The organism is Novosphingobium sp. IK01, from assembly GCF_033242265.1.
In the GTDB taxonomy this organism is placed as follows: domain Bacteria; phylum Pseudomonadota; class Alphaproteobacteria; order Sphingomonadales; family Sphingomonadaceae; genus Novosphingobium; species Novosphingobium pituita.
Window position 1 is genome coordinate 318848 of sequence record NZ_BTFW01000001.1, and the last position, 23053, is coordinate 341900.

Sequence of the window (23053 nt, forward strand, 5' to 3'; positions counted from 1 at the left end):
ACGATGCCATGGCCGACGTGGCGGTCGTCTTCCACTGGCCGCCCGCCGCCATGGAGGCGATGGCCCTGTCCGACCTGATGGGCTGGCGTGATCATGCCGCCCGTCGGTCTCGCTCCCCGGAAACCCGAACGAGACGCTGATGGCCGACCGTAACCTTCGCCTGCAAGTCATCCTCGAAGGGCTGGACAGGCTGACCAGCCCGCTCCGGTCGATCACCGGCGCCTCGGCCGCCGCGCGTCAGGATCTGGCGCGCACGCACGAGCAGCTCAAGGCGCTCGATGCGCAGCAGCAGCAGGTGGGCCGCTACAAGGCCGCCGAGACCCGCTATGCGGACGACGCGCGCCAGTACGAGGCCTTGCAGACAAGGCTGGCCGCCCTGCGCCAGCAATTGGACGCGACCGAAGCCCCCACGAAGAAGCTGCGGGCCGAGTTCGAGAAAGTCGAGCGCCAGACCGGCCAGACCGCACAGAGGCTGGAGCAGGGCGGGGCCGCGCTGCAAAAGCTGTCCGCCGGGCTGAGCGCCGCCGGGATCGACGTGCTCGACCTTGCCCGGCACGAGGAACGCCTTGCCACCCGGACGCAGGAGGCGAACGCCACCCTGCGCCAGCAGACCGCCCAGCTCGACAAGGTCAACGCCGCCCGCCGCGCGTCGGAGAAGATGGGCGAGATCAGCTCGAAGGCCACCGGCATGGGCCTCTCGGCCATCGCCGCCGGCACGGCCACCGCCGCGCCGCTGGTGGTGGCGACCAAACAGGCCATGACGCTCGAAAGCGCGATGGCCGATGTGCGCAAGGTCGTCAATTTCCCCATGCCCCAGGCCTTTGCCCAGATGTCCGACGACATTCTGGAGATGAGTACCCGCATCCCGATGTCGGCCGAGGGGATCGCCCAGATCGTGGCCGCCGCCGGGCGGGCCGCCGTGCCGCGCAAGGAATTGCTGGGCTTTGCCGAGGATGCCGCCAAGATGGGCGTCGCCTTCGACAGCACCGCCGAAGAGGCCGGGACGACCATGGCCAAGTGGCGCACCGCCTTCGAACTGCCCCAGTCCGGCGTTGTCGCGCTGGCCGACCAGATCAACGCGCTGACCAACAGCTTTGGCGGAGATGTCGGCGCGGTGACTGACATGGTCACGCGGATCGGCCCGCTGGGCAAGGTCGGCGGGCTTGCCGCCTCGCAGATCGCGGCGATGAGTCAGGTCCTGTCGAGCGTGGGCGTGGAATCCGAAGTGGGTGCCACGGGCATCAAGGCTATGATGCTGGCCCTCACCAAGGGCGCGGCGGCGACCAGATCGCAGCGCGATGCCTTCAAATCGCTCGGCCTCGATGCGCAGCAGGTCGCCAAGGATATGCAGCGCGACGCGGGCGGCACGATTACCGATGTGATGAAGCGCCTTCAGGCCCTGCCCAAGGAGGCACAGGCGGGCGCGCTGACCGACCTGTTCGGCTCGGAGAGCGTCGCGGCCATCGCCCCGATGCTCACCAGCCTCGATCAGTTGCAGGCCAACTTCGCGCTGGTGGGCGACAAGAGCCAATATGCCGGGTCGATGAATCAGGAATACCTGTCGGCGGTCTCCACCACGCAAGGGGCGACCGGCCTTGCCGCCAATGCGCTCTCGGGCCTCAACATCACCATGGGGCAGGCCCTGCTGCCCACGGTGGTCGCCGTGTCGGAGAAAGTGACCGAGGCGGCCAATGTCATGCGCCACTGGGCGCAGGAGCACCCGGCGATGACCAAGGCGATCATGCTGTTTCTGGGGGTGGGGGCCGGGCTGCTGATCCTGCTGGGCGGGCTGGCGCTGGCCTTTGGGGCGCTGACGGCTGCTGCCGCGCCGCTGGGCATCGCGCTGGGGCCGCTGCTGCTGATCGTGGCGGGCATCGCCGCCCTCGCTGCCGCCGCCTATCTCGTCTACGACAACTGGGGGCCGATCAGCGCGTGGTTCGGCGGGATCTGGCAGGGCATCAGGGACATGGCCTCGGGCGCGCTGGCGTTTCTGGTCAATGCCTTCCTGACCTTCACGCCGCTCGGCCTGCTGGTTCAGGCCTTCGCGCCCGCGCTGGCCTATCTGCAATCGCTCAATTTTACCGAGATCGGGCGCAATCTCATTCAGGGGCTGATCAACGGGATCACCTCGATGCTCGGCGCGGTGGCGGCGACGATCACGGGCGTTGGCAGTTCGCTGGTCACCCTGCTCAAGGCGAAGCTGGGCATTCATTCGCCCTCGCGGGTCTTTGCCGGGCTGGGCGGCTTTGTGATGGCCGGGCTCGATCAGGGGCTGGCCGACAACACCGCCGGGCCGCTCCAGCGCATCGCCAGCCTGTCCGACGCGATGACCGCGGGCTTCCGCGCCGATGGCGGGGCCATGCTCGGGCGCATCGGTGATGCCTCGGGCCAGATTGCCAGCGCCGTGGCTCTCGGCGCGGCTGTGCCCGCCGCCGCGATGCCCGCGCCCGCACCGGGGCCGGGCGCGCCCACCGCCAGTGCCGCCCCGGCCAGCTACACGATCACCATCAACGCCGGAACCGCCCCGGCGCCTGACATCGCCCGCGAAGTGCGCAAGGCCATCGAGGACATCGAGCGCGAGCGGCGCGGGCGCGGGTTTGGTGATGGATAAGGAGGCCCCGCGATGCACCTGATGGCCCTTGGCCTGTTCCTCTTCCAGATCCCCACGCTCGCCCACGACGAATTGCAGCGCAAGACCGACTGGCGCTTTGCCCGCTCGGCCCGCGTGGGCGCGCGCGATGCTGTGCAGTTTCTGGGGGCAGGGGACGAGAAAATCAGCCTTTCGGGCTCGGTCTATGCCGAGATCACCGATGGCCGCGTCTCGCTCGACCAGTTGCGCGAAATGGCCGATCAGGGCGAGGCGCTGCCCCTGCTCGATGGCAGCGGGCTGGTCTTCGGCAGCTTCGTGATCGAGGCGATCGACGAGCGCCACGCCGGGCTCATGGCTGATGGCCGCCCGCTGCGGATCGACTTTGCCATCGACCTTCTGCGGGTCGACGATCCCGCCGGGGCTTACCTCGCACAGAGCATGGCATGACCCACGCCCTCACCAATATCCCCGACTGGCGCGTCACCCTCGACGGCACCGACCTGACCGAGCGCATGCGCCCGCGCCTGGTCTCGCTGACCATCTCGGAAAAACGCGGGGACGAGGCCGACCAGCTCGACATCGTGCTCGACGATGCCGATGGCCTGCTGGCGATCCCGCCCGAGGGCGCGCGCCTGCTGGTCATGCTGGGGTGGAAGCAGGGGCGCGACGTGGCCCCCGGCCTCGTCCACAAGGGCAGCTTCAAGGTCGACGAGGTGAACCACAGCGGCCCGCCCGACCAGATCCGCATCCGCGCGCGCGCCGCCGATTTTACCAGCGCGATCCGCAACCGCCGCGAACAGAGCTGGGCGAACACCACGCTGGGCACCGTCTTGCAGGACATCGCCGGGCGCAACGCCCTGGCCTTGCGCATCGCGCCCGATCTGGCCGCCATCGCCTTGCCCGCGCTCCACCAGAGCCGCGAGAGCGACACCGCCTTTCTGCGCCGCCTCGGCCGCGAGAACGACGCCGTCGCCACCATCAAGACCGGCACCCTGATCTTCGCGCGCAAGGGCGCGGGCACCACCAGCACGGGCCAGCCCCTGCCGACCCTCGCGCTCACCCGCCGCAGCGGCGATGGCCATTCATGGCAGCGCCAGACGCGCGACGGGCAGGCCGGTGTCACCGCCCACTGGCACGACCGCAAGGCCGCCCGCCACCGCGCCGTCACCATGGGCAAGGCCGAAGGCGCGAAAACCCTGCGCAAGACCTACCCCGACGAAGCCACCGCCCGCCGCGCCGCCACCGCCGAACACACCCGCCTCAAACGCGCGCCCGCCACCCTCGACATGCGCCTCGCCCTGGGCCGCCCAGACGCCATCCCCGAAGCCCGCGTCACCCTCACCGGCTTCAAGCCCGAGATCGATGCCACCCCATGGCTGATCACCGAAGTAACCCACCGCCTCGACAATGCGGGCGGTTTCATCACCGAGTTGAAGATGGAAACGGCCGGGTAGGGGGGAAACGAGCCAATTTTGGTGGAAAGCGGACTTCAGCCAACTCGCTTGAGGCTGAAACCTTCGCGCGTCTCGTTCAGGATCGATGCCTCGTCGGCAATGCCTGAAGCTATCTCACGGGTCATCTGCTCGCCCGTTACGTTGATCTCCGTCCACGCCGGATGATGCTCTAACACGTTCCACAGTATGTTCAGGGGGGCGGAGACTGGATTAAACACGGCGCTGTTCTGATCGATGTACATCGAGTGCCGTTCAAACCACGCGCGGTTTTCCGGCGAATCTACGATCCAAACTGCATCGCAGGGGCTGCCCGCGTAGGCAGGCTCGAAGACGACCAAGACGTTCATAGGCATTTTCTATCGCTCGGGCGGATGCCCGCAAGGGGGCGCGAGCCGCCCGTCTCGTTATGGTGGCTAACTGCCGTTAGGGGCGGCAGCACCCAGTTCACGAGCAGGTCTGCAGAAGCTTCCCTGTGGTTATTTCCACAGGCCAAGCCAAAACCCCAAGTCGATCACGAACACGGCAAAGAACAAGCTCATGGCTGAACCACAAGAGGCAATGGACATGGCAAACCAATATCCAAAGGGCCTTTCTTCCCTTGTGTAACGATCACGTTTCAAAACAATGGTGCCGGTTTTGAACCCGCGCCATGTCGCACGTAGTATCACCAGGCACGCTGCGTTCGGCAGAATGAGCATCGTGGCTAACCGGGGAATTTGGTACACTACTGCGAGGATTGCCCACACGATGACACACAGGGGAATTATGAGGAAATAGAGCACTCCCTCGCCACGCTCGAACTCGCTCATCGGGTAAGCCACCCCCACACATCGAAAATGCTGTCGTGCCTCAACCGATAGTTACGGGCTACCGGACTCGTCCGCAATTGGGCGGAAGCTGCCGATATGCGCCACAGGGAAGAATGGCTGCCAATGCCCCATAGCCCACTATGCAGGCGGGAGATTTGTTTGGCTGGCCATGCTCGGGACCGAGTCTTCACAATGATTTACGCTTTGGGAATTTTTTCCCTTTCCTACAGTCGCATATTGCGCCAGATAGAACATAATGTGAACGAATTGAGGTGAGATAGAGTGGGTGCGGCTGAGGTTCGGCTTATGCCTGGGTGTGCGTGTGGGTGTCCGGTTTGTAGTGTGGGGTGCGCTACGCTTGTGGCGATGCGTGATCGTTTGCGGGGGCTGCTGGAGGCCGAAATTCGGGCACAGTCGGGGCGTTTGCCGAAGGATCGGGGAGATAGGGGCCGATCCCTGCGAAGCCAGTTGGCAGCCATCGAGCTAGAATTTCAGCGGTTTCGGCTCGCGATGCACCCTCGGGAACCAAGGCCAGCAGGCTATGGAACATATCTCGCAGCGCACCTTCACTAGGAAGCACGGCTTGAATGGAAATGAACTGGAGCGGGGCTCTTGTCGCTTCGACAGCCTTGGCTTCCGGCTCGGCTTCCCCCTCGTTGAGGCCTGCCAGTTTCATCACTTCGGCCGGATCAACGCCTCTTTGGCTGAGAACCGCAGCGATTTTCCGGGTCAGGTCGAGCGGAAGCTCGCGCTTTTTGAAGCGCTTCGGGTCTTCGAAATACGCATAGCGGGAATGGCCGATACCGAGTTCGTCAGCCATCCCACGGATCGTGAGGGCCGGAACGGCGGCTTTCCTGAGTTCTTTGAGGCGGGTGTTGATTGAGGCTGTCACTGCCCTAGCCATGCAAAAAATTTGCACAATGTATGTGCAATTTAAAGCTTGCCCTTTGTGTTACTATTTTGCACAAAGCTGTCCATGGAACAGCTTTGCTCAATCTTCACCCTGTTCGGCGGCATCCGCCCCATGGCGCGGGCGCTCGGCGAGAGCCCCAGCAAGGTCATGGCGTGGAAGCGCGCGGGGCATATTCCGGCGCAAACGCAGGCCAAAGTTCTGGAGAAGGGGCTGGCCCAAGGTCTCCCGCTCACCGCCGAACACGTCGTCTTTCCCCTTGGTCGCCCTGCGCCTGATGTAGCGAACGGGGGCAGTGCCGTCGTTTGCGATCAGCCCGGCAAAGCGCAACGCGCGAAGGTGGCGGCATGACCAAGCTGCGCACGCCGCTCTCGTTTTCGCGGGCCATCACCACGATTGCCGCCGCCATCGGGTGGGAGGCTGCGGCCAAAGTCAGCGGGCGCTCGGTCCGCACCGTGCGCCACTGGAGCGAGAGCGACCGCCATGGCACGCCCTCGCTCGATCAGGCGCTGGCGCTCGACCGTGCGTTCATCGCCGCCGGGGGCGATCATGGCCCGATCCTGTTCAGCTATGGCCTGCAACTCGATGTCGCGCTGGTCGATGCCGTGGCCTGCCGCACCGCGCTGGCCGAGGACATCGCCGCGACCACCCGCGAGACGGGCGACGCCATCAGCCATTGCATTCAGGCGCTGCATCCCGGCGCCACGCCCGCGCAGATCTATCGCGCGATTGCCGAGACCGAAGAAGCCGACGCGCTGTTTCCGCGCCTTCTCGGTCGGCTCAAAGCCCTTCTGCCCGGCACTGGGGCCGGACGCGAAGCCACTGGGGAAATGCGATAATGTCCGGGCGTCCTGTCCAACTTCCACACGTTTGCTGTCCGGCCTGCGGCGGGCGCGCCTTTGCCCGCTCGGTCGGCAAGAAAAGCCTCGTCTACCGCGAGGTCTACTATCACTGCCGCAACCCAGATGCTTGCGGGCACCAGTTCGTGGTGTCGATGGAGGCCATCCGCACGACCCGGCCCTCCCGCTTCCCCATGCCCCGGCACAAGCTGCCCCTGACCCAATGGCACAGCGCCGCCAACGACCGCGCCGCCAACGACGACGGCCCGCCCAGCGAACCGGGCACCGCCGCCATCACCCCCTGATCCGGCCCGAACATCAGGCCGCCCGCGCGGCCTGACACCCTCCCGCCTGCTCACCTCAGACCCGGCTCGCTTCCGGGCGTGCCCCCGCTTTGCCTTTTTCCGCCCCTTTCCCGGAGCATCCCCATGCTGCCCACCCCATCCACCCCATTCCGCGCCCCGCCTTCTGCCTTCGCCGCATGGTGGGGCTTCTGGCTGGCCCTGCCGCGTGCCGAGCGGACCGAGTTTTTCGTGTCCGTGGCGGCCCTGCCAGCCCTGTTCGCCCTCTTCGCCGCCTTGTGGATCATGCTGCCGGCATAAGCGCGCGCCGCGCCCGATCCCTCCAGAAAGACAAGAATTTCCATGCAGATGCGAGACGACATTCGCCGCGAACTGATGCCCCTCCTGAAGACCGACTTCCAGTGGAAGAAGGACCAGGGCGAGTGGCTCCAGGGCGGCAAGTGCCCCGAATGCGACGGGCGCGAGGTCTATGCCCGCGCAGAAAGCCCGTGGGTGCTCAAGTGTGGCCGGGCCAACCGCTGTGGCTGGGAGGCCTCCATTCGCGACCTCTATCCCGAGATCTTCGACACATGGTCCAAGCGCTTCAAGAAGACGCCAGAAAACCCCCATGCCGCTGCCGATGCCTATCTGACCGATGCGCGCGGCCTCAACCTCATGGGCATGCGCGATGCCTATTCGCAGGAATATTTCCGCGACGAGGGGCGGGGCATCGGCTCGGCCACCGTCCGCTTCCCGCTGCCGGGCGGAAGCTGGTGGGAACGCCTGATCGACCAGCCCGGCCGGTTTGACCGCAAGGCCCATTTCGCGCCGCGCAAGTCCTACAAGGGGCAGGCATGGTTCCGGCCCGACCTGACCATGGAAGACTTCGCCAACGCGGCCAGCATCTGGTTTGCCGAGGGCATCTTCAATGCCTGGGCGCTCGAACAGGCGGGCCAGCGCGCGGCCTCGACGATGTCGTCGAACAACTATCCGTCCGAGTTCCTGCGTCAGTTGCGCACGCATATCGCCGCCTCGGACAAGCCGCACCGCAGCCCGAAGATCATCTTTGCCTTCGATGTCGGCCCCGCCGGCACCAAGGGCAACCGCGATTTCGTGAAGCAGGCCCGCAACGACCGCTGGGACGCCAGCGCCGCGCTGCCCATGGGCGAGGACGAGACGGGCAAGGAACTGGACTGGAACGACCTGCTCCGGCTCGACCGCCTGGGCGAGAGCCACTGCGCCGACTACCTGTGGCACGGGCAGGTGCTGCTGGCCCAGAGCGCGCAGGAAAAGGCCTACCTGATCTGGGAAAAGCACCGCTGGAACAGCTTCCACTTCAATTTCGGAAACCGGACCTACTGGTGCTCGATCGACATTTCGGTCGTGCAGGAAAAGATCGACGAATACCGGCGCGGGCGCACCCGCGAGTTGAAGGACATCGACAGCCGGGAAGAGGCGATCATCCGCATGGAAGCCTCGCGCGAGGCGCTGGGCGTCGAGGAAATCGCCAATTGCGCGTTCCGCGTCCTCTATCGCCAGCGCGACGAGGCGACCGACGAGACCAAGTTCTTCCTCGACATCCGCTATCCCAGCAGCAAGCGCGCGCCGGTCAAGGGCGATTTTACCGCCGCCCAGCTGCGCAAGTCCTCGAACTTCGAAGACCGGCTGTTCGCCTTTGGCGGGGTGTGGACCGGCAACGTCGCCCAGTTGACCCGCATCCTCCAGCACCAGACGCCCGATCTGCCCGACGTGCGCCCGCTCGGTTTCACCGGCTATTGCCGCGAGGCCAAGGCCTATGTCTTCGGGCAACTGGCGGTCGCCAATGGCCGCGTGTTCCGGCCCAACGACGACGATTTCTTCCAGATCGGCAAGCAGGCGATCAAGCTGGGCACCTCGGAACGACTGCTCGACATCGAGTATGACGCCGACCGCCTCGACACCAGCTGGCTGGCCGATCTGTGGACCGCCTATGGCGCCAAGGGGCTGGTGTGCCTGAGCTTCTTCTTCGGATCGCTGTTTGCCGAGCAGGTCCGCACCGAAATGAAGAGCTTCCCGTTCCTCGAAATGCACGGGCTGCCCGGCACCGGCAAGACCACGCTGGTCGAGTTCCTCTGGAAGCTGCTGGGCCGCGAGAACTACGAAGGCTTCGACCCGGCCAAGGCCACGCCCGCCGCCATGGCGCGCAACCTGGGCAAAGTGGGCAACCTGCCGGTCGTGCTGATAGAGGGCGACCGCCGCGAGGAAGCCAGCCACGCCCGCAAGTTCGAGTGGGAAGAACTCAAGACCGCCTACAACGGGCGCACCGTGCGCGCACGCGGGGTGCGCAACGGGGGCATGGAAACCTTCGAGCCGCCGTTCCGGGGCGCGATCGTCATCGAGCAGAACGAGCCGGTCAATGCGAGCCGGGCCGTGCTCGAACGCATCATGTCGCTCGGCTTCGACATGACGGGCTGGTCGGCCCAGACCAAGGCCTCGGCCGAGCGGCTTGAGCAGTGGCCGATCGAGACCGTCTCGGGCTTCATCGTCCACGCCGCCAAGCGCGAGAACGAGGTCATGGCCCGCTTCCGGCAGGCCTTTGCCCAGTACGAGGAGGAGCTGCTCGCGATGCCGGGCATCCGCACTAACCGCCTCGCCAAGACCCACGGGCAGTTGCTCGCCTTCCTCGATGCGCTGCGCGCGCTGCTCCCGATCACCGACGAGCAGCAGGCCGCCACGGCCAGGTTCATCGTCGACATGGCGATCGAGCGGCAACTGGCCGTGAACAGCGAAGACCCCATCGTCACCCTGTTCTGGGAGCGGTTCGACTACCTCGAGGAGAACGAGGATCCGGCGGCGCCGAGCGGCCACATCAACCACCACCGCCGCCATGCCGAGGGCATCATCGCGGTCCGCCTCAACGAAATGGAGGCCCGCTGCGCCGAAAAGCGCCTCGAGCTGCCCACCCATGCCGAGCTGATCCGCGCGCTCAAGACCTCCAAAAACCGCCGCTTCGTCGAGCAGACCGCCGTCAATTCGCGGAACGAGGGCGTGCCCCCGGTCCGTTGCTGGGTCTTCCACGATCGCTCGCGCGCGACGGCCTCCCATTCCTGAAAGCGAAAGGACGACCATGCGCAGCGTTCCCTCCCTTCTGTCCATGATCGGTGATCCCGATCCCGTTGGGGCGGCGGTCATGCCCTGGGACTATATCCGCATGCGCCGCGAGGCCGCCGGGCTCTCCATCGCGCAGGCCGCCCGGCCGTTCTGGCACCATGGCGAGCACCAGGCCGATGTCGAGCGCAACTTCCGCCGCATCGAGACGGTCGGCATCCGCATGAAGCGGCTGTGGTCCATGACCCGTTCGTTCCCGCTCAGCCTGACGGTCTACCGCCAGCTTTGCGACACCCCGGCCGACCGGCACCCGCGCCTGTGCCGGGCCTGCGGGTGGGACGAGTGGACCCCGCAGCTCGATGTCGAGGGCTTCGACTGCACATGGGCGCAGGCCGATCCGCGGATCTGCTCCCTCTGCGCCCAGACCGGCCGCCGCGTGTTCCCGCCGCGCCTGCCCAATCCTCACCCCCGCCAGACACCTGATCGCGGCCACCAGATCGCCGCCTGACCTTCCAAGGAGCATCCCATGTCCCAGCCAAACGCCACCGAAGAGCAACTGCGCCACCTGATCGAGCGCATCGAAAGGCTTGAAGAAGAAAAGAAAGGGATCAGCGACGACATCCGCGACGTCTACAACGAGGCCAAGGCCACCGGCTACGACACCAAGGTCATGCGGCTCATCGTCCGCCTGCGCAAGATGCGCCCCGACGACCGCCGCGAAATGGAAAGCATCACCGATATCTACAAGAACGCGCTGGGGCTCGACTGACCATGGCCGCTCGCCCCTCGAACGCCGTCCACCCGATCGGCTGCCCATGCCGGGCCTGCGCGCCCGTCGCCCCCCACAGACACCGCGCCGGCTTCACGATCAGAAGCGCCTCGCGCGCCCTGGTTCTGCTCGCCTTGCTGATTGCGATCCCGTTCCTCGTCGCCCAGGCGCTGGCCGGCCTGAAAGGAGGGCGGGGATGATCCACCGCCCGGCCCATCAGCACTGGCGCGCGGCCCGCATGGCCGTGCTGTGCCTGCTCCTGTCCGGCTGCATCGAGCGCTACAGCGCCCTCGCGCAGTGCCAGAAGCACATGCCCCCATGGGACACCGCCGAATGCAGCCACCTCAAGGGGCGGGGGAAGGGCACATGAGCGCCGAGGGCAGACGCCCACACCGCTTCACCCATGCCGATGTTCGGAAGCTGACCTGCAATGTCGCGGCCGGCGTGGCCAAGGTTGGGATTGGCGCACGAATCACATTGGAGCCAACGGGCAAGATCGTCATTATCATGGCGCCGAACACCGATGACGAAAGCGATAATGAATGGGCCGACCTCGAATGAATAAGGTACTGCCAAAATACACCAGCGCGTTCACGGACGCGCATGGCATCCGTCGCATTCGGTTTCGGCGCACAGGGTGGGAGACCCGCTATATCCATGCAGAGCCCGGCACGCCCGAGTTCACGGCAGCCTATCGCGAATGGGAGGCCGAGGGCCGGAAGGAAATCGCCAAGGATCTGGCCAAGCCGGGTTCGTTCGACGACCTGATCGAGCGCTTCTACAGATCGAAGCACTGGCAGGATATCAAGGAAACGACCCAGTACACCTATCGCGGCGAGATCGAGCGGTTCCGCGCGAAGTACGGTGGCCGTTCGGCCTCCAAGATGACTGCGAAGCACGTGGGAAACCTGATCGCGCAGATGAGCGGGACGCCCAGTGCGGCGAACAATCTGCGCAAGCGGCTCGGGCAGCTCTTCAAATTCTCGATTCAGCTGGGCTGGCGGGCGGACAATCCGGCATCGGTCGTGAGCGGGATCAGGGTCAAGTCCCAGGGCTACCCGACTTGGCAGGAAGAGCACATCGCGCAGTTCGAGGCCCACTGGCCGCGTGGGACAAAGCAGCGCCTGGCTTTCGATCTGGCGCTCTACACCGCCCAGCGACGCAGCGACGTGCGCATCATGGGGCCCCAGCACGTTCGGGACGGCGCGATCGCGGTCAAGCAGCTCAAGACCGGGCGCCCGATGATGATCCCGATCCATCCCGAGCTGGCGGCCAGCATCGCATCGATGCCGGTGGCACATCTGGCTTTCATCACCACCGAAGCGGGCGCGCTGTTCAGCACGAAGAGCTTCGGCATGTGGTTTGCCAAGCAGGCCAAGGCGGCCGGGCTGGTCGGATACTCGATGCATGGCCTGCGCAAAGCGGCGTCGAGGCGCATGGCCGAGACGGGACTCACGAACCAGGAGATCAAGGCGATCACCGGCCATGTTACCGACAGCGAGGTCGCGCGCTACACCCGAGAGGCCGAGCAGGCACTGATTGCCCGCCGCGCCATGGCAAAAATGTCTCAGGTGGTTTGGCTAAGGGGTGGCGATTCCGATTTGGCTACGGTCTCGCAAGTATCTGAAAATTAATAGGAAAAAATACGGATTGGCGCGCCCTGCAGGATTCGAACCTGCGACCACCGGCTTAGAAGGCCGATGCTCTATCCAGCTGAGCTAAGGGCGCGCGCAAGGCTGCCCATAAGGCGGCTTTGCCTCCGGTGCAAATGAGGATAGCACTTCTTCCCCATGAACGATCCGCAGATTGCCTGTGGCGTGCGGTCCTGTCGGGCAGTTCGCCAGTCCGGGAGCTGCGCGCCGGGGTGGGGGAAGCATCATTCCGGTATCCGGGCCGTTGCCGTAAAAAGTCTTTCCTGAACAATATTTTTCATGGATTCGAAGATGAACGACCGTCAGCATATCAAACATGTCGATGCGCGCGACCTGACCCACAAGCCGATGCGCTATTTCGACTTCGTGATGGCCGCATTTGTCGCAATCCTGTTGCTCTCGAACGTGCTGGGCGCAGCCAAGGTGGCCAGAATCGACCTGCCCGTGATCGGCGGATGGCCGTTTGGCGCTGGCATCCTGTTCTTTCCGCTGGGCTATCTGATCGGCGACATTCTGACCGAAGTCTATGGCTATGCCCGGGCGCGACGGTGCGTCTGGGTCGGTTTTGCGGCCCTGCTGTTCATGGCCTTCATGTCGTGGGTTGTGGTGACCTTGCCGCCTGCGCCAGACTGGCATGGGCAGGACGCCTACGATCAGGTGTTCGGGCAGGTGCCCCGCATCGTGTTTGCCAGCCTTACCGCGTTCTGGTTCGGTGAGTTTGCGAACAGTTTTGTCCTCGCCTCCATGAAAGTGTGGACCAACGGGGAAAAGCTGTGGACCCGTACCATCGGCTCAACCGTCGTGGGGCAGGCCGTGGACAGCCTCGTTTTCTATCCCCTTGCCTTTCTCGGCGCTTCGGGGTGGACGCCGGCGCTCGTGCTCAAGGTGCTGGTCACCAACTGGGCGCTGAAGGTGGGCTGGGAGGTGCTGCTCACGCCTGTCACGTATGCGGTGGTCGGTTTCCTGAAGCGCGCCGAAGGGGTGGATGTTTTTGACCGGCACACCGATTTTTCGCCGTTCAAGGCTGATGTCTGAGGGAGCGGGAGCCTGATTGGCAGTGGGCTCTCTTTTGCATTGATCTGAAAATATGGGATAAAAATGTTTCTAGAGGGTTGTTTTTCGGGGCGGGTCGGCGTTGCGTGATGCTGTGTAGGAATGGTCTATATAACACTTGATTATTCAAGTGACATATCTTAGCCCTCTTCCCATGCCAACGATCCCGAACATTTCCGGTGCAGACACCGCCAGAACCGGTTTGATCTGCTCATTCGAACTTGGCGAAGGCGCCCTGACTGCTTCGGTCAAGGATTGCATCGACATTGCCGGTCTGCCGACCCGTCAGGGCAGCGCGGTCTTTGCCGAGGCCGGGCCTGCGCTTGCCAATGCCGCTGTGGTCGACGCCTTGCTTGCTTCGGGGCGCTGGCGGATTGTCGGTAAGGCGGCGATGCATGAACTGGCCTTCGGGGTCACCGGGATCAATCCCTGGGGGGGCACGCCGGTCAACCCGCAGTGGCCGGACCGGATCGTGGGTGGGTCTTCCAGTGGTTCGGCTGCGGGCGTGGCGGCGGGTGTCGTCGATATGTCGGTCGGTTCGGACACGGGCGGATCTGTGCGTCTGCCTGCGGCCTGTTGTGGGGTGATCGGTTTCAAGCCCGGCTATGGGGTCGTCAGCCGCCAGGGGGTGAACCCTGCATACAGTTCGATCGATTGTGTCGGGCCGATTGCGCGCGACCTTGCGGTGATCGAAGCCGCGATGACGGCGATGGTCGAAGGGTTTGCGCCTGTGGCCGCGCCGAAGGATTCTGATATCCGTCTGGTTCGCCTTTCGCCGGAGGTCAGCGAAGAGGTCGGCCAGGCTTTCGATCTGGCGCTCTCGGGTCTGGCCACTCCTGTTCTCGACGCGCAACTGCCTTCCTTCGATGCGGCCTTTGATGCCAGTCTGGTTGTCATGGGGGCTGAAAACTGGGCGGCGCTGGGGGCTTATGCCGATCATCCTGGCATGGGCGAGGACGTGCGCGCGCGCCTGAAGGCCGGTGGGCGCCATGACGCCGATGCGGTGGCGGCTGCCAAGGCTGTCGGCGCGCAACTGGCGCGGGAAATCGATGCGGTGCTTGAACAGGCCGATGCCCTCATCCTGCCCACCTTGCCAATCGTGCCGCCGTCGCTGGTCGAGGCGCAGGATGCCCGCGCCGTGGTGCCGCTGACGCGGTTGGTGCGACCTTTCAATCTTTCCGGCCATCCGGCCATCACTTTGCCGATCCGCACGGCGCAGGGGCTGCCGGTCGGCGTGCAACTGGTCGGGCGGCGGGGCGGAGATGCCGCCTTGCTGGCTCTGGCGACGACCATCGCCGCGCAACTTGGACTTCAGGAGAAAGAGGCATGAGCGCCATGGTGCAACTGTCCGGTCAACCGACGGACGATCCGCTCGCGGCGCTTGAGGCGCTGCTGACAATGGTGGCGGAAAAAGCTGTGCAGTTCAGCGCCGAGCAGGAGGTGGATGCCGATACCGTCGCGGCGATGAAGGCCGCGGGGGTCTACCGCGCGCTGGTCCCCGTGCGTTTCGGAGGCGACGAAAAAAGTCCTTCCGATTTTCTGCGGCTGATCGAAAGCATTTCGGCGCGGGACGGTTCGGCGGGCTGGGTGGCCAGCTTCGGCGTGTCGCACATGTATCTTGCCTCGATGCCCGCTGAAACGCTGGCGCAAGTCTATGCGGAAGGCCCCGATGTGGTCTTTGCCGGGACGATCTTTCCGCCCCAGAAGGCGGTCAGGGTTGAGGGCGGCTATCGCGTCTCGGGGCGCTGGCCCTTTGGCAGCGGATCGCCGGGCGCGGAACTGATCGGGGTGGGGATCAAGACGGACGATCCCACGGGCACAGGCCTGCCGCGCATGGCGGTGATGCCGGCCCACAAGGTGCGGATCGAGCCTAACTGGGATGTGATCGGCCTGAAGGGCACGGGCAGCCATGATCTGGTCGTCGAGGATGTGTTCGTGCCCGAGGCATGGACGTTCGTGCGCGGCGCGCCGCCGACCATCGATCTGGCCGCCTATCGCTATCCTTCCATGGCGCTGGCGGCACAGGTTCTGGCCGTGGTGGGGCTGGGGGTTGCGCGGGCCGCGCTTGATCTGATGGGGAAGATGGCCGGCACGCGCGGTTCCATCACCGGCGCTCCGGTGATGGCCGAGCGCGCCAACGTGCAGATTGCGCTGGCCAAGGGCGAGGCTGCGTTGCGCGGGGCGCGGGCGTTCTTCTACGAGATCACCGACGAGGTTTTCGCGGTGGTTCAGGCGGGTGACAAGCCGAGCCGCGAGCAGACCGCACTGGTGCGTCTGGCTGCCACGCAGGCCGCGCGCACCGGGGCCGATGTGACCCGGCTGATGTTCGAACAGGCGGGCACTGCGGGCATCTTCAACAGCCATCCTTTCTCGCGCCTGCTTCAGGATGCGCTGGTCGTCTACCAGCATGCCTTCCTCAACGAGGCCACCTGGCAGAGCGCGGGCCGCGTGTTGCTGGGGCTCGATGCCCCGGCTGGTTATCCTTGAGGCCGGTTATCCCTGACGCCGGTTACCCCTGATCTGCGCTTCCATCGAAGGAACCATTCATGACCGAGACCCCCGCAAAACCCCTTCGTGTCCTTTTCTGTTCGGCGGTGCTGCAGAACTTCTTTGACCTGCCTGCTGCCGAGATCGGCAAGGTCTGGGCGGCCACCGGCGAAATGCTCAAGGGCATCCGCGATCTGCCCGGTGTTACCGTGCTGGGCACGCTGGACGACGATGAAACCATGGTCGGCACTTCGCCCAATGGCTGGCCCTGGACGTTCTATATTCTGGCCGACGTGCCTGATCGTGCGACCGTGGTTGCGGCCTGCAACCTCTTTCGCACCATTCAGGTGGGCGAGCATCGCTTGTGGAAATACATGCGCGTGGAAGCCCGCATCGGTCGCGAGCTGGTGATCCCGGCATGATGAACGCGCCGTCCGGTCTGGCAGCGCTGGAGGCGCGAATTGCACGGCTTGAGGCGGAAAGGGTGATCCGGCAGGTCGTGACCACCTATTTCCGCCTGTGCGATACGCTGGGCCCGCAGACGGACTGGACGGCGATGGAGGCCTTGTTCACCCGCGAGGCCACATGGGAAGGGCGGGGGCGGTATCGCAAGGCCTTCGGCCGCCATGAAGGGCGCAGCGCCATCATGGCCATGCTGCGCAGTTATGCCGATCCTGCGCATTTCGTCCTCAATGCCCATTATCTGACAGGCGAGATCATCACGGTCCATGAAGGGCCGGGCGCGGGCGCCAGTGCCCGCTGGATGATGCTTCAGGTCTCGACCTATCGCGATGGCCGGTCGGACCTGCGCAGCGCCGCGATCGACGTCGAGATGGCGCAAGAGAACGGCCAATGGCGCATCGCCTGTTTTGTGACTGAAAACATCTTTTCCCGCGATGTGGGGCCGTGGAACGACGAGGCCCCCATTTCGGTACCTGATCCCTCCATGGAGAAAAGCGCATGAGCAGCACAGATTATGCCGCGCTGGTCAAGGACGACCGCGTCCACACCGCGCTCTACAAGGACAGCGCGATCTTCGACGAGGAGATGGAGCGCATCTTCAAGAACACCTGGGTCTGGGTGGGCCATGAAAGCGAGCTGCCCGGCCCCAACACCTTCAAGAAGAGCTTCGTGGGCAACCAGCCCGTGATCGTCACCCGCGACAAGGCGGGCGAGATCCGCACCCTGCTCAACCGCTGCCGCCACCGCGCGGCGAGCGTGTGCGAAAAGAAGAAGGGCCGTCAGTCGGTCTTCGTCTGCCCCTATCATGGCTGGAGCTATGACATCGACGGGGGCCTGCGCAAGGTGCCCTATGCCGACGGCTATCGTGAAGGTCTCGACCGCGAGGAATTCGGCCTGACCCGCCTGCGCACCGAAGTCTATCAGGGCATGATCTTCGCTACTTTCAGGGACGACATCGAACCGCTGGTCGATCATCTGGGCCCGGCGCGCAAGTGGATGGACCTGTTCATGAAGCAGGGCGCCGGCTTTGGCGTCAAGGTGCTGGGCGAACACCGTTTCCGCTTTCCCGGCAACTGGAAGATCCAGCTCGAAAACACCACCGACGCCTATCATTTCCCCATCGTTCACAAGACCTTCCTCGACAGCCTCGATGCCGAGACCGAGAACATCTTCGATGTCATCGGCTCGGGGGGCTGGGTCGAGGATCTGGGCCATGGCCATTCGGTCATGGTGATGATCCCCGACCTGATCGACCTCGAAGACAATCTCGACGCGCCGATCCCGGAACGCTTCGCCCAACTGGCCGAAGAGCTGCGCGCCGAGGGCCATGACGAGCCGATGGTGCGCAAGATCGTGCGCGCGGTGGGCGGCACGGGGTTCAACCTCAACCTGTTCCCCAACGTGGCCTGCTCGATGGCCTTTTTCCGCGTGCTGCGCCCGGTGAGCGTCGACGAGACGGAAATCCAGCATGTCGCCATCGGCATGGGCGATGCCGCTTCCACGCCCTCGCCGGCGGGCAACCGCGCCCGCCTGCGCCTGCACGAGCATTTCCAGGGCCCGATGGGCTTTGGCACGCCCGACGACGCGGAAGGCTGGGAACGGGTCCAGCGCGGCGCACAGGCGGGCGATGACCTGTGGATCATGCTCAATCGCGGGACGGATGCCCCCGAAGGGCTTGCACAACCGGGGCACAATGCGGGCGATGCCTCCTCGGAAGTGGGCATGCGCGCGGCCTATCAGCAGTGGAAGAGGATGATGACGGCATGAGCATTGCATTCGAGGAAGCCACGCGTTTCATCTGGGCCGAAGCCGACATGCTCGACCGGCTTGACTACAAGCCGTGGCTGGCGCTGTGGACCGCAGAGGGCACCTATACCATCCCGGTCGACCATGACGGGCAGGACTTCGACAACCAGCTCAACGTCGTCCACGACAATGCCACCATGCGCGCGGCGCGGGTCAAGCGCCTGACTTCGGGCTTTTCGATGAGCTCGGCGCCGCCCGCGCGCACCGTGCGCACCGTCTCGCGCTTTGTCGTCACCGACGAGGCGGCCGACATGATCGAACTGCGCGCGGCCATGGTGCTGGTCGAATACAAGTACGAGCGCACCCGCGTTCTGGCCGCCGACCTGACCTGCCGTCTGGTCCGCGAGGAAGGCGCGATCAGGCTGGCGCGCAAGATCGTCCGCCTCGCCAACTGCGACGATGCCCTTCACGGCATCGGATACCTGCTGTGAGGGACGCGCCGGACATCCCCCCGGATACCGCTCTGGTCACGGGCGGGGGCAGCGGCCTTGGCGAGACCATCGTGCGCGGCCTCCATGGGGCCGGTTACCGCGTGGCGGTGACCGACATCGATGGCGACAAGGCGCAGGCCGTGGCGCGGACCCTCGACCCTGCGGGGGAAACCGCCATCGGCCTGCCGCTCGATGTCACCGATGCGGCGGCCATCGAAAGCGCCACCGCGCAGATCGAGGCGCGCTGGGGCGCGGTGCAGGTGCTGGTCAACAATGCCGTGCTCACCCGCGCGGTGCCCGTGCTCGACATCACGCTCGACGACTGGGACCAGGTCATGGCCGTCAACGCGCGCGGCACTTTTGCCGCCAGCCAGATCCTGGCCCGCCGCATGAAGGCGGCCGGCTATGGCCGCATCGTCAACATGGCCTCGCTGGCCGGGCAGAACGGCGGCACGGCAACCGGCGCGCACTATGCCGCCAGCAAGGGCGCGATCATCACGCTGACCAAAGTGTTCGCCCGCGATCTGGCGCCTTTTGGCATCACGGTGAACGCCATTGCGCCCGGCCCCATCGACAGCCCGATGGTCCGCGCGCTGGTGCCCGCAGACAAGATGGCGGGCATGGTGGCGGGCATTCCGGTGGGCCGACTGGGCGACGCGGCCTTCATCGCCGACATGGTGGTGCGTCTGGCCGCGCGCGATGCCTGTTTCGTCACGGGCGCCACATGGGACATCAACGGCGGCCTGTTCATGCGCTGAAACAGCGGCGGGGAGAGCACAAGCGATGGTATCGCAACAGGATTTCCGGCGCGCCATGGCCGCGCTGCCGGCGGCGGTGAATATCATCACCACCGATGGCGCGGCGGGGCGTCAGGGCATGACCGCCACGGCGGTCTGTTCGGTCAGCGACGAACCGGCCTCGTTGCTGGTCTGCATCAACCGGAGCGCGCGCATCCATGACATGCTGCGCGACAATGGCCGCTTTTGCGTCAATGTTCTGGCGGCGGGGCAGGATGGTGTTTCGGGCGCCTTCTCGACCCGCGGCCTGTCCATCGACGAACGACTGGCGCGGGCCGGATCGGTGATCATGCTGGAAGATGGCCAACCGGCACTGGCCGAAGCTCAGGTGGCGCTGGGCTGCCGCGTTGTGCAGGTCATCGAGGCGGGCACCCATTCGATCTTCATCGGCGCGGTGGAGCAAGTGGTGAGCGGACAGGGCGTGGGGGCTCTGGCCTATTACGGGCGGGCCTATCACCATCTGGGCGGCGCGGCGCCGATGGCGGACGCTTGCGCATGAGCGCGGCACGCGAAACCGCCCGCGCCTTTGTGGCGGCGCGCAGGGCGGGGCGCGGGCTGGCGGAATGGCCCGGCGACCTGCCACGGGACATGGACGAAGCCTATGCCGTGCAGGCTGCGGTGCAAGCCTGCTGGGGCAGGCCGGTCGGCGGGGTCAAGGTGGGCCGCGTGCTGGGCGAATGGGCCGAGCGGTTCTCTGTCGACCGGTTCGTCGGCCCGATCTGCGCGGAAACCATCCAGCACCCGGCCCCCGGCGAGACCGCGCGCTTTCCGGTGATCGCGGGCGGCACGGCCCTGCTCGAATGCGAGGTGATCGCGGTTCTGGGCCGCGACGCCCCTGACGACACCGCCATCACGCCCGAGGCCGCGCGCGATCTGGTCGCCAGCCTGCATATCGGCATCGAGATCGCCGGAAGCCCGATGGCCGACATCAATGCCCTGGGGCCGCTGGCCTCGATTGCCTGCTTTGGCAACAACAACGGCGCCATCGTGGGGCCGCCGATCCCTGCATGGCAGACACGCGACCTCGGCGCGCCGGGATGCGTGGCGCGTATCGACGGACAGGACGTGGGGCGCGGCGACACCTCCCGCCTGCCCGGCGGCCTCTGGGCCGCACTGGCGTTTGCCTGTAACCGGCAAGCCCGGCTCGGCAGCCCCCTGAAGGCGGGCGACATCGTTTGCACCGGGGCGCTGACGGGGATGCATCTCCTTGCCGTGGGCCAGCGCGCCCAGGCTGACTTCGGGCCGCTGGGGCAGGTAGACTGTCTGGCCGTGCCTGACGGGAATTCACCGCACAGTTGAGGGCAGGTCCATTTTCGGGCCGGTTACAGGAAATCCAGTGGCAGGGCGGTGGTTTCCTTGTTGGTCCGCAACACGATGCTGGTGCGGCACTCGGCGATGACGGCGCATGGCAGCAGTCGCTGGCGCAACAGCAGATCGTAGCTTTCCAGATCGCGTGTGGCGATCTGGAGGATGAAGTCGAGATCGCCGGTGACATAGTGGCAGGCGATCACCTCGGGCATGTCGGCCACTCTTTGCAGGAATTTCTGCTCGTTCTCGGTGCTGTGATTGCCCAGCTTGATGAGCAGGATGGCGGTAATGCCCAGATTGAGCTGCCTGCGATCCAGAATGGCAACTGATTTCTCGATCATGCCCTGATCGCGCAAGCGTTGCAGCCGCCGCGAACATTGCGAGATCGAGAGGTGGACCCGGTTACTCAGTTCTGCCGGGCCAAGGCTGCCATCTTTCTGGATTTCCTCCAGAATGCGCCGGTCGAAGGCATCCGGCCTGCGGGTTTCGGGGGAAGGTCGCGTCATGGAGAAAATGTTGCAGCCCATGCTCGCTATTTCAAGCTCTGACTCTTCACATGCAGAAATGGCGCAAATGACGAATGTCAGGCGAAGGAATAGTGCAAATTTTTTGCGCAAAGGAGGTCGCTGACCCTCTCTTTGCAAACCATTTTCCCGTCAAAGGCATTATTCTCGGGTTTTAGGTGAGTTTTTGGAGCTTTCCCCCGGTGCCTTGCATGTCTGCCATCTTCCTGGGCGCCCTTGCAGGCGATCTGAAACAGCCACGATCATGATGCGCTTTGCCATCGTGGGAGCCGGCGCCATCGGTTGCGCCCTTGCGGCCCGACTGGCTTATGCCGGTGCGGATGTGACGCTGGTGGTGCGTGATCCGGCCCGCGCGGCGCTGATCGCCGGGCAGGGCATCGCCTGCCGGGAAGGCGCCGTGTCGTATGTCGCCCGCCCGCGCGTGGCCCGGACTGTGCCTGATGGCGGGGTCGATGTTCTGGTCATGGCGGTGAAGGCGGGCGATCTTCCCGCGGTTGCGGCCTCTTTGCCGCAAGGCATCGGCCCGCAAACCCTGGTCATGCCGCTGGTGAATGGTATTCCCTGGTGGCTGGCGGGGGCTGGCGGCGAGACGATCCAGGCAGTCGATCCCGACGGCATCCTGCAACGCCGTTTCCTGCCCGAACAGGTCGTGGGCAGCGTGGTCTACACGACCGCCACGGTCGAAGGGCCTGCCGCGGTTCGGGTGACAGGCAGCCAGAAACTGGTGCTTGGTGCCCTTTGCCCGGATCGAACCGCAGCCGTTGCGGCTCTGGCCCAGAGGCTTCGCGCGTATGGCATCGGGATCGAGGTGTGCGACACCATCGTGGATGCGGTGTGGAACAAGGTTGCGCTCAATCTCGCCACCAACCCGCTATCGGTGGTGACGGGGGCGCCGCTGGGCCAATTGTGCTCCGACGAGCGGCTGCAACCGATCGTCTCGAACATTCTCGATGAAGCATGGCGGGTGGCCGCGCGCTACAATGCCCGGCCCCCGATGACGCGCGAGGATATGCTGAACCGGGGGCGGGCTGCCGGAGCCCACCGCACATCAATGCTGGAAGATTACCGCAAGGGCCGCCCGCTGGAGCTTTCGGCGATTGCCGATGCGGTCTTTGAACTGGCGGCACGGGTCGGCATGGACTTGCCCGTCAGTCGCGCCGTGGTCGACATGGCGCGATTTCAGACCATGCCGCCGGTTGCATGATCCCGGTCGCTTATTCTTCTTCCAGACTGGCGACGATCTTCGCCAGCGATTTGTTCAGCGCGGCATTTTCTGCCGGGGAGATGTTGGCAAAGGCCTTTTCATAGATCTTTTGCGCTATCGCCCAGGCCTGTTCGCGCGCGGCAATGCCGTTTTCGGTCAGGGTGACGTCGGTGAAACGGCCATCTTCCTCGCGCGGGCGGCAATCGAGCATGCCATCGGCTTCCATCCGCTGGATGATTTTCATCATCGTGGGCAGTTTCACGATGGCCAGATCGGCGATTTCACTGATGCCGATGGCATCTTTGGGGCCCACGCACATCAGCACGCGCCAGCGCGCAATGTCGAGCCCGACCTTTTTGAGCGAGCGTTCAAGACGGCTGAGATAGAGCGCGGTCGAACGGGTCAGCCAGAAAAACGGCCATGCCTGAGTCTGGAAATCCTCGCCGTTCCATTTAGGCTTATTCACTCGAGTCGTCCTTGTTTTTTATAATATAATCTGATCGTTTCAGGCGCGATCAGTATCGGAAGTGGCGCAATCCTGCCATTTCCGTTGGCCGCCGGGAAGAGCGGCGAGACCTCTAGCGGCTCTT

The 23053-nt window shown here is 65.0% G+C and carries 30 protein-coding genes and 1 tRNA gene; 26 read left to right on the forward strand and 5 right to left on the reverse strand.

The genetic code is table 11. The features are described 5' to 3' along the window. Positions 1 to 8 precede the first annotated feature (8 nt). Genes SBI20_RS01450 through SBI20_RS01465 form a run of 4 tightly spaced genes read left to right on the forward strand, consistent with a single transcriptional unit; the run spans position 9 to position 4044 of the window. Complete coding sequence (locus SBI20_RS01450; RefSeq protein WP_317973361.1) at positions 9 to 140, forward strand: GpE family phage tail protein; 132 nt, start codon at positions 9 to 11, stop codon at positions 138 to 140. Then, positions 140 to 2611 carry a phage tail tape measure protein gene (locus SBI20_RS01455; protein WP_317973362.1) on the forward strand — a complete coding sequence of 824 codons (2472 nt, stop codon included), beginning with the start codon at positions 140 to 142 and terminating at the stop codon, positions 2609 to 2611. The genes SBI20_RS01450 and SBI20_RS01455 overlap by 1 nt, the downstream gene beginning before the upstream one ends. A gap of 12 nt (positions 2612 to 2623) precedes the next feature. Further along, positions 2624 to 3037 carry a phage tail protein gene (locus tag SBI20_RS01460; RefSeq protein ID WP_317973363.1) on the forward strand — a complete coding sequence of 138 codons (414 nt, stop codon included), beginning with the start codon at positions 2624 to 2626 and terminating at the stop codon, positions 3035 to 3037. Then, positions 3034 to 4044 carry a contractile injection system protein, VgrG/Pvc8 family gene (locus SBI20_RS01465; RefSeq protein ID WP_317973364.1) on the forward strand — a complete coding sequence of 337 codons (1011 nt, stop codon included), beginning with the start codon at positions 3034 to 3036 and terminating at the stop codon, positions 4042 to 4044. Before SBI20_RS01460 ends, SBI20_RS01465 begins: the two co-directional genes overlap by 4 nt. Positions 4045 to 4079: 35 nt before the next feature. Here the strand turns inward: SBI20_RS01465 and SBI20_RS01470 are convergent, their stop codons facing one another. Both SBI20_RS01470 and SBI20_RS01475 read right to left on the reverse strand, forming a co-directional pair. Beyond that, positions 4080 to 4391 (reverse strand): hypothetical protein, encoded by a 312-nt coding sequence (locus SBI20_RS01470; protein WP_317973365.1) that lies wholly within the window; start codon positions 4389 to 4391, stop codon positions 4080 to 4082. Positions 4392 to 4520: 129 nt separating this feature from the next. Continuing rightward, complete coding sequence (locus SBI20_RS01475; protein ID WP_317973366.1) at positions 4521 to 4853, reverse strand: hypothetical protein; 333 nt, start codon at positions 4851 to 4853, stop codon at positions 4521 to 4523. Between the two features lie 541 nt (positions 4854 to 5394). Between SBI20_RS01475 and SBI20_RS01480 the strand changes: the two genes are divergently transcribed. The 11 genes from SBI20_RS01480 to SBI20_RS01530 all read left to right on the forward strand — a co-directional run bounded on the left by SBI20_RS01480 (position 5395) and on the right by SBI20_RS01530 (position 12373). Next, on the forward strand, positions 5395 to 5736 hold the full coding sequence (locus SBI20_RS01480; protein ID WP_317973367.1) for a hypothetical protein: 342 nt from the start codon (positions 5395 to 5397) through the stop codon (positions 5734 to 5736). 93 nt (positions 5737 to 5829) lie between these two features. After that, positions 5830 to 6114 carry a carph-isopro domain-containing protein gene (locus tag SBI20_RS01485; protein WP_317973368.1) on the forward strand — a complete coding sequence of 95 codons (285 nt, stop codon included), beginning with the start codon at positions 5830 to 5832 and terminating at the stop codon, positions 6112 to 6114. After that, positions 6111 to 6602: a hypothetical protein gene (locus SBI20_RS01490; RefSeq protein WP_317973369.1), complete on the forward strand. Its 492-nt coding sequence runs from the start codon at positions 6111 to 6113 to the stop codon at positions 6600 to 6602. Before SBI20_RS01485 ends, SBI20_RS01490 begins: the two co-directional genes overlap by 4 nt. Next, a complete protein-coding gene (locus SBI20_RS01495) occupies positions 6602 to 6907 on the forward strand; it encodes an ogr/Delta-like zinc finger family protein (protein WP_317973370.1) in 306 nt (101 codons plus the stop codon). The genes SBI20_RS01490 and SBI20_RS01495 overlap by 1 nt, the downstream gene beginning before the upstream one ends. Positions 6908 to 7030: 123 nt before the next feature. Next, the gene (locus tag SBI20_RS01500) at positions 7031 to 7204 is read left to right on the forward strand and encodes a hypothetical protein (RefSeq protein ID WP_317973371.1); all 174 of its coding nucleotides are present in this window, start codon (positions 7031 to 7033) and stop codon (positions 7202 to 7204) included. A 42-nt stretch (positions 7205 to 7246) separates the two neighbouring features. Then, entirely contained in the window at positions 7247 to 9973 is a 2727-nt protein-coding gene (locus SBI20_RS01505; protein ID WP_317973372.1) for a toprim domain-containing protein, read from the forward strand. A 16-nt stretch (positions 9974 to 9989) separates the two neighbouring features. Beyond that, positions 9990 to 10478 carry a hypothetical protein gene (locus tag SBI20_RS01510; RefSeq protein ID WP_317973373.1) on the forward strand — a complete coding sequence of 163 codons (489 nt, stop codon included), beginning with the start codon at positions 9990 to 9992 and terminating at the stop codon, positions 10476 to 10478. 18 nt (positions 10479 to 10496) lie between these two features. Then, positions 10497 to 10739, forward strand: coding sequence for a DUF2312 domain-containing protein (locus tag SBI20_RS01515; RefSeq protein WP_317973374.1), 243 nt, complete (start codon positions 10497 to 10499; stop codon positions 10737 to 10739). Positions 10740 to 10935: 196 nt separating this feature from the next. Beyond that, positions 10936 to 11109 carry a hypothetical protein gene (locus tag SBI20_RS01520; RefSeq protein ID WP_317973375.1) on the forward strand — a complete coding sequence of 58 codons (174 nt, stop codon included), beginning with the start codon at positions 10936 to 10938 and terminating at the stop codon, positions 11107 to 11109. Then, complete coding sequence (locus SBI20_RS01525) at positions 11106 to 11300, forward strand: hypothetical protein (RefSeq protein ID WP_317973376.1); 195 nt, start codon at positions 11106 to 11108, stop codon at positions 11298 to 11300. Before SBI20_RS01520 ends, SBI20_RS01525 begins: the two co-directional genes overlap by 4 nt. Then, positions 11297 to 12373: a site-specific integrase gene (locus SBI20_RS01530; protein ID WP_317973377.1), complete on the forward strand. Its 1077-nt coding sequence runs from the start codon at positions 11297 to 11299 to the stop codon at positions 12371 to 12373. Before SBI20_RS01525 ends, SBI20_RS01530 begins: the two co-directional genes overlap by 4 nt. Positions 12374 to 12390: 17 nt before the next feature. Here the strand turns inward: SBI20_RS01530 and SBI20_RS01535 are convergent. Beyond that, positions 12391 to 12467 (reverse strand) — tRNA-Arg (locus SBI20_RS01535). A gap of 272 nt (positions 12468 to 12739) precedes the next feature. Here SBI20_RS01535 and SBI20_RS01540 point away from each other — a divergent pair. The 10 genes from SBI20_RS01540 to SBI20_RS01585 all read left to right on the forward strand — a co-directional run bounded on the left by SBI20_RS01540 (position 12740) and on the right by SBI20_RS01585 (position 20726). Next, positions 12740 to 13426 carry a queuosine precursor transporter gene (locus SBI20_RS01540; RefSeq protein ID WP_411911483.1) on the forward strand — a complete coding sequence of 229 codons (687 nt, stop codon included), beginning with the start codon at positions 12740 to 12742 and terminating at the stop codon, positions 13424 to 13426. A gap of 220 nt (positions 13427 to 13646) precedes the next feature. Then, positions 13647 to 14774 carry an amidase gene (locus SBI20_RS01545; RefSeq protein ID WP_317973379.1) on the forward strand — a complete coding sequence of 376 codons (1128 nt, stop codon included), beginning with the start codon at positions 13647 to 13649 and terminating at the stop codon, positions 14772 to 14774. After that, positions 14771 to 15931: an acyl-CoA dehydrogenase family protein gene (locus SBI20_RS01550; protein WP_317973380.1), complete on the forward strand. Its 1161-nt coding sequence runs from the start codon at positions 14771 to 14773 to the stop codon at positions 15929 to 15931. Before SBI20_RS01545 ends, SBI20_RS01550 begins: the two co-directional genes overlap by 4 nt. 59 nt (positions 15932 to 15990) lie before the next feature. Continuing rightward, the gene (locus tag SBI20_RS01555) at positions 15991 to 16353 is read left to right on the forward strand and encodes a hypothetical protein (protein WP_317973381.1); all 363 of its coding nucleotides are present in this window, start codon (positions 15991 to 15993) and stop codon (positions 16351 to 16353) included. Then, positions 16350 to 16895, forward strand: a complete 546-nt coding sequence (locus SBI20_RS01560; RefSeq protein WP_317973382.1) for a nuclear transport factor 2 family protein — start codon at positions 16350 to 16352, stop codon at positions 16893 to 16895. The genes SBI20_RS01555 and SBI20_RS01560 overlap by 4 nt, the downstream gene beginning before the upstream one ends. Next, positions 16892 to 18160 carry an aromatic ring-hydroxylating oxygenase subunit alpha gene (locus SBI20_RS01565; RefSeq protein WP_317973383.1) on the forward strand — a complete coding sequence of 423 codons (1269 nt, stop codon included), beginning with the start codon at positions 16892 to 16894 and terminating at the stop codon, positions 18158 to 18160. Before SBI20_RS01560 ends, SBI20_RS01565 begins: the two co-directional genes overlap by 4 nt. Continuing rightward, a complete protein-coding gene (locus SBI20_RS01570; RefSeq protein WP_317973384.1) occupies positions 18157 to 18630 on the forward strand; it encodes an aromatic-ring-hydroxylating dioxygenase subunit beta in 474 nt (157 codons plus the stop codon). The genes SBI20_RS01565 and SBI20_RS01570 overlap by 4 nt, the downstream gene beginning before the upstream one ends. Then, positions 18627 to 19388 (forward strand): SDR family NAD(P)-dependent oxidoreductase, encoded by a 762-nt coding sequence (locus SBI20_RS01575; RefSeq protein ID WP_317973385.1) that lies wholly within the window; start codon positions 18627 to 18629, stop codon positions 19386 to 19388. Before SBI20_RS01570 ends, SBI20_RS01575 begins: the two co-directional genes overlap by 4 nt. Before the next feature lie 55 nt (positions 19389 to 19443). Continuing rightward, entirely contained in the window at positions 19444 to 19926 is a 483-nt protein-coding gene (locus SBI20_RS01580; RefSeq protein WP_317973386.1) for a flavin reductase, read from the forward strand. Then, positions 19923 to 20726, forward strand: coding sequence for a 2-keto-4-pentenoate hydratase (locus tag SBI20_RS01585; protein WP_317973387.1), 804 nt, complete (start codon positions 19923 to 19925; stop codon positions 20724 to 20726). The genes SBI20_RS01580 and SBI20_RS01585 overlap by 4 nt, the downstream gene beginning before the upstream one ends. Before the next feature lie 23 nt (positions 20727 to 20749). On the opposite strand, the gene SBI20_RS01590 is transcribed toward SBI20_RS01585, so the two are convergent. Then, positions 20750 to 21241 (reverse strand): Lrp/AsnC family transcriptional regulator, encoded by a 492-nt coding sequence (locus SBI20_RS01590; RefSeq protein ID WP_317973388.1) that lies wholly within the window; start codon positions 21239 to 21241, stop codon positions 20750 to 20752. 262 nt (positions 21242 to 21503) lie between these two features. Between SBI20_RS01590 and SBI20_RS01595 the strand changes: the two genes are divergently transcribed. After that, the gene (locus tag SBI20_RS01595) at positions 21504 to 22463 is read left to right on the forward strand and encodes a ketopantoate reductase family protein (RefSeq protein WP_317973389.1); all 960 of its coding nucleotides are present in this window, start codon (positions 21504 to 21506) and stop codon (positions 22461 to 22463) included. Between the two features lie 10 nt (positions 22464 to 22473). On the opposite strand, the gene SBI20_RS01600 is transcribed toward SBI20_RS01595, so the two are convergent. After that, a complete protein-coding gene (locus tag SBI20_RS01600) occupies positions 22474 to 22929 on the reverse strand; it encodes a MarR family winged helix-turn-helix transcriptional regulator (RefSeq protein ID WP_317973390.1) in 456 nt (151 codons plus the stop codon). Positions 22930 to 23053: the final 124 nt, after the last annotated feature.

Bases quoted from the DNA above. Each gene is read 5' to 3' on its own strand.
- SBI20_RS01560 (WP_317973382.1), top strand. From the start codon at position 16,350: ATGATGAACGCGCCGTCCGGTCTGGCAGCGCTGGAGGCGCGAATTGCA.
- SBI20_RS01595 (WP_317973389.1), top strand. From the start codon at position 21,504: ATGATGCGCTTTGCCATCGTGGGAGCCGGCGCCATCGGTTGCGCCCTT.
- SBI20_RS01455 (WP_317973362.1), top strand. From the start codon at position 140: ATGGCCGACCGTAACCTTCGCCTGCAAGTCATCCTCGAAGGGCTGGAC.
- SBI20_RS01485 (WP_317973368.1), top strand. From the start codon at position 5,830: ATGGAACAGCTTTGCTCAATCTTCACCCTGTTCGGCGGCATCCGCCCC.
- SBI20_RS01510 (WP_317973373.1), top strand. From the start codon at position 9,990: ATGCGCAGCGTTCCCTCCCTTCTGTCCATGATCGGTGATCCCGATCCC.
- SBI20_RS01465 (WP_317973364.1), top strand. From the start codon at position 3,034: ATGACCCACGCCCTCACCAATATCCCCGACTGGCGCGTCACCCTCGAC.
- SBI20_RS01500 (WP_317973371.1), top strand. From the start codon at position 7,031: ATGCTGCCCACCCCATCCACCCCATTCCGCGCCCCGCCTTCTGCCTTC.
- SBI20_RS01495 (WP_317973370.1), top strand. From the start codon at position 6,602: ATGTCCGGGCGTCCTGTCCAACTTCCACACGTTTGCTGTCCGGCCTGC.
- SBI20_RS01460 (WP_317973363.1), top strand. From the start codon at position 2,624: ATGCACCTGATGGCCCTTGGCCTGTTCCTCTTCCAGATCCCCACGCTC.
- SBI20_RS01475 (WP_317973366.1), bottom strand. From the start codon at position 4,853: ATGAGCGAGTTCGAGCGTGGCGAGGGAGTGCTCTATTTCCTCATAATT.
- SBI20_RS01550 (WP_317973380.1), top strand. From the start codon at position 14,771: ATGAGCGCCATGGTGCAACTGTCCGGTCAACCGACGGACGATCCGCTC.
- SBI20_RS01585 (WP_317973387.1), top strand. From the start codon at position 19,923: ATGAGCGCGGCACGCGAAACCGCCCGCGCCTTTGTGGCGGCGCGCAGG.
- SBI20_RS01505 (WP_317973372.1), top strand. From the start codon at position 7,247: ATGCAGATGCGAGACGACATTCGCCGCGAACTGATGCCCCTCCTGAAG.
- SBI20_RS01490 (WP_317973369.1), top strand. From the start codon at position 6,111: ATGACCAAGCTGCGCACGCCGCTCTCGTTTTCGCGGGCCATCACCACG.
- SBI20_RS01565 (WP_317973383.1), top strand. From the start codon at position 16,892: ATGAGCAGCACAGATTATGCCGCGCTGGTCAAGGACGACCGCGTCCAC.
- SBI20_RS01525 (WP_317973376.1), top strand. From the start codon at position 11,106: ATGAGCGCCGAGGGCAGACGCCCACACCGCTTCACCCATGCCGATGTT.
- SBI20_RS01590 (WP_317973388.1), bottom strand. From the start codon at position 21,241: ATGACGCGACCTTCCCCCGAAACCCGCAGGCCGGATGCCTTCGACCGG.
- SBI20_RS01520 (WP_317973375.1), top strand. From the start codon at position 10,936: ATGATCCACCGCCCGGCCCATCAGCACTGGCGCGCGGCCCGCATGGCC.
- SBI20_RS01450 (WP_317973361.1), top strand. From the start codon at position 9: ATGGCCGACGTGGCGGTCGTCTTCCACTGGCCGCCCGCCGCCATGGAG.
- SBI20_RS01480 (WP_317973367.1), top strand. From the start codon at position 5,395: ATGGAACATATCTCGCAGCGCACCTTCACTAGGAAGCACGGCTTGAAT.
- SBI20_RS01580 (WP_317973386.1), top strand. From the start codon at position 19,444: ATGGCCGCGCTGCCGGCGGCGGTGAATATCATCACCACCGATGGCGCG.
- SBI20_RS01515 (WP_317973374.1), top strand. From the start codon at position 10,497: ATGTCCCAGCCAAACGCCACCGAAGAGCAACTGCGCCACCTGATCGAG.
- SBI20_RS01540 (WP_411911483.1), top strand. From the start codon at position 12,740: ATGCGCTATTTCGACTTCGTGATGGCCGCATTTGTCGCAATCCTGTTG.
- SBI20_RS01555 (WP_317973381.1), top strand. From the start codon at position 15,991: ATGACCGAGACCCCCGCAAAACCCCTTCGTGTCCTTTTCTGTTCGGCG.
- SBI20_RS01470 (WP_317973365.1), bottom strand. From the start codon at position 4,391: ATGAACGTCTTGGTCGTCTTCGAGCCTGCCTACGCGGGCAGCCCCTGC.
- SBI20_RS01530 (WP_317973377.1), top strand. From the start codon at position 11,297: ATGAATAAGGTACTGCCAAAATACACCAGCGCGTTCACGGACGCGCAT.
- SBI20_RS01570 (WP_317973384.1), top strand. From the start codon at position 18,157: ATGAGCATTGCATTCGAGGAAGCCACGCGTTTCATCTGGGCCGAAGCC.